Annotated in this window: 4 protein-coding genes and 3 pseudogenes; 4 read left to right on the forward strand and 3 right to left on the reverse strand. The window is 35.0% G+C overall.

The genetic code is table 11. The features are described from left to right. Positions 1–148 (forward strand): annotated as a pseudogene (locus E2K98_RS29430) (transposase); the annotation flags it as partial. Between the two features lie 123 nt (positions 149–271). Here the strand turns inward: E2K98_RS29430 and E2K98_RS31935 are convergent. From E2K98_RS31935 to nrdD, 3 genes and pseudogenes are all read right to left on the reverse strand, one after another. Beyond that, positions 272–499: pseudogene (locus E2K98_RS31935) on the reverse strand (transposase family protein); the annotation flags it as partial. A gap of 158 nt (positions 500–657) precedes the next feature. Beyond that, positions 658–1,317 carry a 4Fe-4S cluster-binding domain-containing protein gene (locus E2K98_RS29440; RefSeq protein ID WP_133340449.1) on the reverse strand — a complete coding sequence of 220 codons (660 nt, stop codon included), beginning with the start codon at positions 1,315–1,317 and terminating at the stop codon, positions 658–660. Further along, a complete protein-coding gene (gene nrdD, locus E2K98_RS29445; RefSeq protein WP_133340451.1) occupies positions 1,314–3,278 on the reverse strand; it encodes an anaerobic ribonucleoside-triphosphate reductase in 1,965 nt (654 codons plus the stop codon). The genes E2K98_RS29440 and nrdD overlap by 4 nt, the downstream gene beginning before the upstream one ends. Positions 3,279–4,200: 922 nt before the next feature. On the opposite strand from nrdD, the gene E2K98_RS29450 reads away from it, so the two are divergent. The 3 genes and pseudogenes from E2K98_RS29450 to E2K98_RS29465 all read left to right on the forward strand — a co-directional run bounded on the left by E2K98_RS29450 (position 4,201) and on the right by E2K98_RS29465 (position 7,807). Further along, the gene (locus tag E2K98_RS29450; RefSeq protein WP_133340453.1) at positions 4,201–5,106 is read left to right on the forward strand and encodes an acyl-ACP desaturase; all 906 of its coding nucleotides are present in this window, start codon (positions 4,201–4,203) and stop codon (positions 5,104–5,106) included. A 659-nt stretch (positions 5,107–5,765) separates the two neighbouring features. Further along, positions 5,766–6,242: a YdcF family protein gene (locus E2K98_RS29460; RefSeq protein WP_133340455.1), complete on the forward strand. Its 477-nt coding sequence runs from the start codon at positions 5,766–5,768 to the stop codon at positions 6,240–6,242. Between the two features lie 541 nt (positions 6,243–6,783). Next, positions 6,784–7,807: pseudogene (locus E2K98_RS29465) on the forward strand (DUF3231 family protein). The last annotated feature ends 320 nt before the right edge of the window (positions 7,808–8,127 follow it).

An 8,127-nucleotide genomic window follows, 5' to 3' on the forward strand; every position in this document is an offset into this window, starting at 1 on the left:
CTTAAAGGCTTTTCACTTTAAAAGTCGTAAGAAAGGGGCACGTCAAATCAAAATGACATTGGCGGGTCAATTTCAGTGTGTCTTCAATTTGAAAAAAATTCGTAGAATCATGAAAAAATATAATATCGTTTGCCCAATTAGGAAAGCAATTGAGGGGGCTCCTCTTTTCAAGACTTGCTTGTTGAATCCAATTTATAAGTCTATTAGTGACTGATCGCCCTTCATCTATGCCTGGAAGGCTTTCAAAGAAGGTAGACCCGCATTCCTTACATTTGTACCGTTGTCTTTTGACGAAGATTCCCACTCGTTTTGCATGCATCGGCAAATCAAAGAATAACTGTTCCTTTTTACCATGCTTGTATAGATTAGCAACCGTACCATATTTTGGACAATAAGAGGGAGGTGGTAAAGTAGTCTCAACCAAGAACCTGTAATCATATACGCTCTCCTTCATATCAAGAATTTTAAAACTTGGTAGATTGAGCATATTAGTTGTCATTATTTCATTTCCTTTGTTGTATTGATTATTTACTAATAGGGGTACCGTTCAGAAAATGCGGTTATAACTCTAAGCCCGTTTTTCTGACGGTGCCCATGATAAAAGTCTCGCAATCATCGTACATATATGGATGATCCGCGAGACTTATGTGTTTACTATTAACTCCTTGGATAAACAAATTCATTCAAGAAATAAGGCACAATGCTCCCATGATAGGCTTTTCTTTCCTCAACAAAATGCCTTATCTCTGTAAAAAATGCCTCATCTAGTAATGGATATTGCACTGTTCGAACTTGGTCTAAGATTGAGTTATGTTCAATAACTGCTTCAACACTTGCGATTAATTGATCAACAAGTTCTTTGCTTGGTGTGATTCCCATAATATCTTTATATATCTGTGCATCTTCTTTTATATCCAACACATGGTATGGCAACTTCATGTCGATATGGACTCCATCAACAAGGTTTTCTTCATATAAAGTTCGCAATTTTTGGTAATATACTCCGCTAGTTGTTACAATTATTTTCCCATCAAAAAGTGCCCTCACTTGTTGCAATAGGTCACGCACTTCATTTAATGGATTAATCAGAAATTCGCCACCGCTGAACATTACGGCATCAAATAAAAAGCTGCTTTTCTTCAAATAGTCATATAAATCATCTGTGGTCTTATATTCTTTTGGTGTGTTGGCAATTATCTCATCATAATTGTGACAGCCAAAACAATGAAGGGGACAGCCTGTCAACGAATGAATCAATAATGTCGTATGATTAGGCAAATCAGTAAATGTGCGAATAAAGTTATTGTATAATTTCATTGTGTATTCACCGCTAATTGACGGTGAACAACCTCCTTCAACACATCTTCTTTTAATCGTTTTCTAATCGTCCAATCATGTCTTCTTGCTTTCGACCAAAAGTTATATTTCCCTTCATAATATCCCTTATCATCAACATGTATATTATTTCTGGAGATCATTTTCAAATAACCAATAACCCTGCTGAACGTCGCAATGTCTTCTGATTCACAGACAGGGCAATGATGAATGTTCTTGGCATCTTCAGCAATAATTTTCTGACCGCAACTCATACAAGACGTAATAGTTGGTGTCAATGTAATATAATTAATCGGTTTATCAAATATTTTATCCAAGTATTTTGCTAAGGCTTCTGGCTTTACTTTAGCTTCAAGAAAATGGTGTAATACACTGCCTGACGTAGCGTAGCCTTGGAATTCAGCACTGTTTTCCAATTGTTCTAGGAAATCCTCTTCAGAAAATGGTGTCATACAACCACTGGTCAAGTAGGGATTTTCTCCTTCACCTTGCACAAAGATTTCTCGATTATTTGCTTTTGCCCATTTAAGGTCATGGCGTGCAAGTTTGATGGCAGCATTTTCGGCAGGGGCATACTCAATTCCACATGCCACTTTATCTCTCACAATAAATTCATTTACAATCTCTGTCATGTATTGCATAATTTCATGAGCAATCATTTTTCCATCTTTATCTTTAATTCCATCCCTATAGCCCAAATTTATGAGGCCCTCATTCATACCAGTAAGGGCGAACACATTAAAATAGTTTTTCAAGTCTTTATTAAAGGCAAAGAAAGTCGGGTATAATTCCTTGTTTTGTTCAATCCACTTTCTCTTTTCCATGTGAGCTTCCTGCATGATTTCCATGTATTCACGTATCTTCACTTTGACAAGATCCATGTCATGTCCGAATTCCAAAAGCACTCTATTCATGTTTAAATTGAGCACTTGTACAGCACCTGTGGAACCTGTTGATGATCCGAAAACACCACCGCCAGCTTTGGATAGTGTCTCTAAGTTGATTTGCAACCTGCAGCAGAGGCTTCTACTTACTTCTGGATCTTTTGCTTGAATTAGCGGATTTAATGTTTTGTAATATGAATCCTCAAATGGCTTTGTTTTAAAGTTCTCAAAATACACACCACCCCAATGATACATTTTGTCCAATAGCTCGATAAATAATGGGTTTTGGTAATTAAAATGATCATCGATTTGCACTGTTAATAATGGGAAAGTAAAAGGAATCCCATCACTGCCTGTCCCGTTTTTCATCACATCAATAATGGCTTGATTTATGCGGTCAAAGTAAATTACCGAGATATCCTTATATTGTATATTTCGTCCTTCACCACCGATGACGACATATTGATCTTTTATTTCTTCAGATGGTTTCCCGAACTCTAATGTAATATTGGAAAAGCTACTTTGTGCCCCAGATCTAAGTGGCATATTGAGTTCCCAGATGAAACTTTGAAACAGTTCTACGAGTTCTTCATCTGTGTATGTAATGCCACGACTTTCCTCATCAAACAAATAAGAAGCTACAATGGTTGATAGTTGTGCTAGCATGACTGCACCTGAGACCTGCTGTGATACTAATGTAACAACATTACTAAAATGCCGTAATAAAGTTGAAATCCGCTTAGTTGGTTTGGAGGAGATCATATTTTTTGCCAGCGACGGAATACCTTTTGTAGCAATGTCCATACAGCTAATGGATACACAATATGGTGCAAGCTGCTTATCGTGCACATAGACAATTCCCTCATCATATAACTCTTTTATTTTTGGTGGAAGAATGTGATTAAAAAGAAATTCTTCCTCCGCATGATTCGTTAAATTATGCCTTAAGAGTGGTAAGGAATAAACATAATTACTATTCTCATGCCTGAGATAATCTGTTTGCTTGTTTTCTTTTAGTGAAGTGAATTGGTTAATAATGTCAATCGTATTTTGGAACATGTACAAACCTCTCTTTTAGACTTTTTAATTATGTATCTTGTTAACCCCTCTATCACATTAACACAATATATGGCGTGTGATTGTGATGCTGATCACTGTATATTGATTATGTCTAAAGGAAAGATTTGATGCGGTCCCCCCGAGGAGTCTCACTGGATGAAAATATAGTCTTACCCGAAGAAAAACACAACAAGTTGATTATGAGGTAATCAACTTGAAAATGGGCTTAGCGTTGTAAATTCACGGTACCCTATAGCCAAAATCGGTGTTTATTTTGGAGTCAATAATCCAATCTGATCATAGTGAGTAGTGTGTGAATACCTAACTCCAACCAATCAAGCTACTTCTTTTACTTTTTTATCCATCTTTTTTTTGTGGAAATTTTCATATTGGATTCCACACTATTATCCGATTTATAGTATGTTAGGTGTTATCTGTTTAAATAGGGTATTCTACACGATAATTCGAATACCCTAATAATTAAGATATGCCACAAAAAATTGTTCGTCTTTTGTACCAAAATGAAGCACTTTGATTCAATTTAATATTCGCTTTTTTCATTAAAGGAGTACCGCCAGCAAAACGCAGATTTACAACGTTAAGGATACTCAAACACAAAATATCCGAATCCCTCAACACTAAGGGGATAAGTTCGGTTAGGTTCGACGTTCTTTTATGTGTCATAAAGTGTCTATAAGAAATGAAATATTGCAAATTATAATTTTAAGCTTTCTGACACACTGTTTACGGTAAATCATGGGTTTGTCAAAAAGCATGCTTTTTGACAGTAGCCACACATTTTCATTTCTGTTGTTTAAAAACGTTTGTTATGTTATTCCATAAAAGGGCCAGATTGTTAAGGAGTGTTTTAAGATAATATTGATATAATTAGAATATATATAGAACAAGGGAGTTTTCCAATTTGCTAACTAACCACTTGGATTTTCGATTAGAAGCTAAAATTAAAGAAATATATGAGCAACACAAAGTTCGCTCTGCAAAAATAGATTGGGGTTATTATGAGTTTCTGCCATGGGATAAAGCTCAAGATTTTAGAAGATTACCCTGGGATAAGAGCCAAGTTATTCTCCCTAGTGGCGTAATTATCGCTGTTGAAACAGCCTTACTTACTGAAGTTAATTTGCCTTGGTTTACTTCTCACTTGGAACAAACATTTAAAGGTAGTTTATCAGTTATCACTGACTTTGTTCATACTTGGACAGCAGAAGAAGATCAACATTCTAATCTACTTGAAAATTATTTACTTATTACACGAAACGTAGACCCTAAGCGATTACACGAACTTCACAAACAAACCGTTGAGGGTGGTTGGTCGCCTGATTTTCATACCCCTTTTGAAACAATGGTATATACAACACTTCAAGAACTTGCGACAATGGTATTTTACAACAACGTAGCCAAAGTTGCCGGTTCACACGACAAAGATTTATCTTCTCTATTAAGAAGATTGGCTAAAGATGAAATTTTACACTATGCATTCTATCGCGACGTAGTAAAATTCCATTTGCAAATAGAACCAAATTATTGCTATTACCTGGGTCATGTTCTTAAAAACTTTCAAATGCCTGGAACAGTAATGCCTGACTTTGAAGAAAGAATGGGCACTATCGCAAAAGAAGCGAATTATGGTCCTCTTGAGTATTTTGACCAGGTATTAGATGTTATTGTTGAGTACTGGGAGTTGGAAAAGATAAGACCAATTGCCCCTGAAGCTGAGAAGGCTCGCGTAGACATTATTTCTTATCGTGATAGATTAAAAAAAGTAAGAGACCGCCTAGCTAAAAATAAAAAAGGTCCCAATGAATAAACAACGGTCAAAAATATAAAATAAGTTCATGTTTTAGTATTCCAGAATAGGGCGCGATTGTGGAGCAACACAAGTAGAAAATGATTAAACTTTTTTATAAAACCGAAATTTAAATCTGCTGGATAAGAATCCATTTTGATCAAACTTTTTTCAAAATGGATTCTTTTTGTTTATCATAAAATACTGGTTTGTGAGGAATTTTTGATTAAACTTTATTTAACAGCAACACTAAGTTAGACCAATATATGTATATTCTCCTCAAAAATGCAGTTGGAGAGCTTGTAGGAACAAAGATCCTAAAAAAACAGAGTAAGTTCATTTGAAACCTCGTTACATATAAAAACACCATTCTTTCTATCATATAACAGAAAGAATAGCGTTTTTTTCATTTTGTAGATAATGATTTGCCTTAGCTTGATGGGGATGCGGTCGTACCCCAAAAAAGGCAAGAATTAAAAATGATGCTGGATTAACAGGGGAATTAGAGAATAATCAAGAATAAATAGGTTAAATGGTAAAAAAGAGGGTGCTACAATGGCTTCAAAAAAGAAATGCTCCAGGCATAAAGAAATCAAAATAGAGGCTCTTTTGACAATTGAAAATAGAACGTATATTAGTAGTTATTGTTTTTCTTGTTGGATAGACCAAAAGGAACTAGAATGATGCATTCCAATAAAATTTTCTTTGTTTTTAAGTCATGGAGAACAGTTTTCTATTTGATTATTTGTATATTTTGTTTATTAATTTTAGCGGGATCTTCTCTTATTGTGAATCAGCCCCCTATAAAATCCGGTGCTATCATTATGCTCGGCGGCGGTTGGACAGAACGAGCTAAAGAGGCAAGTATGTTATATAAGGAACATTTTGCTCCTGTTATTATCATATCGGACGGAGGAACAAGAACTAAACCATCAACGAAATCTGCAAAACAGGAAATTGAATGGCTTGAAAGTTATGGTGTTCCTAAAAAATTAATTATTCCCGAGTTTCGTGCACAAAGCACTTACGGAAATGCAGTTTACACCAAAGACATTATGCATAAGTATAACTTCCAATCAGCCATAGTAGCTTCATCCTCTTACCACATGAGAAGAGTAAAATATATTTTTGATAAGGTATATTATAACTCGGTATAAGATTAACTTACTGCGCCGCGTTTGTTCCGGAATATACCACATATTTTTGGTGGGATAGTCTTGCCGGTTGGAATCATATGATATCTGAGTGTATAAAACTTGTAGGATACTGGGTTCATTATGGAATATTAAATAAAAACCGATGACATCGCGTAAATTAATATTAAAATTATGTGCTCTTTTCTTAAGAAAAACAACAACTTTAAAGAGTTCGTTTATAAACGAAGGCAAAAAAATCTCTACAACGGTTAGCACTACCTTCTTGTCTCTTTTTTAATTTTCCTTTCCTTTTCTTTTCGCTATTGGCGTAAAAATGGGATTAAAATGTCTGGTACGTATGAAAAAGCCGATCCAAAGTCCTCCGATAGCAGAAATAAATTCCTTTTCTCTAAATATTACTATGGATCGTCATTTGTCCCGGTGGCATCCCCTTTTCTTGTTCAACTAAATGGTAGATTAGTTTGAATTAAATTATTTTCCGAGGGTAATCCTAAACAAAAATATGGGAAAAGGGAGATTAATAATGGATACTTTAAATCCAATGGATGTTATAAAACCAATTGATTTTAGTTCAAAAGCATTTGACGAGAACCAACCATTAACATCCGTTGAAATGGGAAAACTTTGGGCGACTTATGTGGGAAACAGTATGTCCTTTCAAATTTTAAGTTATTTTCTTCAACATTGCGAGGAGGAAAATATAAAGAAACTATTAGAAAATGGTTTAGACTTATCAAAGGACTTTATGAAGAAAATAGAAGAAATTTTTAAAAAAGATAATTTCCCTATACCTGTAGGATTTACTAAGGAGGATGTAAATCTTGGTGCCCCGCGTTTATACGAAGATGAATTTTATGTTCATTATTTAAAATATGTGGCTAAGGCAGGGCTTAGCCTTTACGCAGTAGCAGTTCCAATACAAATGAGGGAGGATATAAGAGAATTTTTTATTTATCTTAATAATTGTGTAGCGATCCTTTTAGGGCAAATTAATAATGTATTAGCTGTAAAAAGGTATATCGCAAAACCTCCTATTATTCCAACACCAGAAACAGTTGATTTTATTCAAAAACAAAGTTACTTAAATGGTTTTGTTGGAGATGTCCGACCTTTACATGCATTAGAGATTACTCATCTTTATGATAACATTGAGAATAACACAGCAAGTAAGGCATTATTATTGGGATTTTATCAGACAGTTAGAGATGAAAAGATAAAGGCGTTATTTAAACGTGGATTAGACATGACTAATAAGTCAATTAAGCAGTATATGGAAAAACTTCAGACAGAACACCTGCAATCACCGTCATACATTGACCATTTAGTTACAACATCTACATATCCACCTTTTTCAGATAAAATAATGTTATTTCATAAAGTGGACATGTTCTCAATGAAGATAAGGGCTTTTGGGAACTCACTTGCGGTAAATGGAAGAAGGGATATGGGATTTTTGTACGGGAAGAAATCTCATAAATATTACTTTATTTATCGATGACGCTACAAATATCATGATTGAAAAAGGGTGGTTGGAATCACCGCCAAAAGCATTTGACAGAGTTTAATTATTACTAATTCGTTTATTTTATGGTTTAATTATTTATTTTTGATTGTAATATGGGAAGATGCTTATACATGCAATCGCCTTTTTGAGCTTACTTTTAATAAACAGATTGTGAAAAATTGTACTTAAAGTAACGGGTGCAAGAGTTAAAGATTGGGATGGCTGCGGCGGTCCCTTTTTGTGCGACGGGCAGTCGCATGGAGTGTTGATCTGTCGACACTCTTCTTTTCATTATCTGACAGAGACGTCATCTCGGTGAAACGACTGGTTGATGATGATGATACTGAATCCCAGATGGTGAAAGTCCATCTCCGAGGAGAC

It is taken from the genome of Bacillus salipaludis, from assembly GCF_004358205.1.

Bases quoted from the DNA above. Each gene is read 5' to 3' on its own strand.
- E2K98_RS29440 (WP_133340449.1), bottom strand. From the start codon at position 1,317: ATGAAATTATACAATAACTTTATTCGCACATTTACTGATTTGCCTAAT.
- nrdD (WP_133340451.1), bottom strand. From the start codon at position 3,278: ATGTTCCAAAATACGATTGACATTATTAACCAATTCACTTCACTAAAA.
- E2K98_RS29460 (WP_133340455.1), top strand. From the start codon at position 5,766: ATGATGCATTCCAATAAAATTTTCTTTGTTTTTAAGTCATGGAGAACA.